Consider the following 258-nt stretch of genomic DNA (forward strand, 5'->3'; position numbering starts at 1 on the left):
AACCTGGAAGCTTTAACAACTTTAGTTGACAACAACGACGGAACATTAACTTACACCGATGAAGATGGAAACCCGACTGTTTTAGATGTTGCTAACTTGGAAACATTAACATCCATTGCTTTAAACACAGACAATACAAACATCGATTATACAGACGAAGATGGCGTTACTACACAATTAGATTTATCTGCAATCATAGCAAACCTGGAAGCTTTAACAACATTGGTGGATAATAATGACGGAACATTAACTTACACC

Annotated in this window: 1 protein-coding gene; it reads left to right on the plus strand. The window is 36.4% G+C overall.

What is annotated here, in order from left to right; translation table 11 throughout:
- On the plus strand, positions 1-258 hold a 258-nt coding region (locus ACVCZW_RS00265), incomplete at both ends, for a hypothetical protein (protein ID WP_452231321.1).

It is taken from the genome of Lacinutrix sp. MEBiC02595, assembly GCF_053601555.1.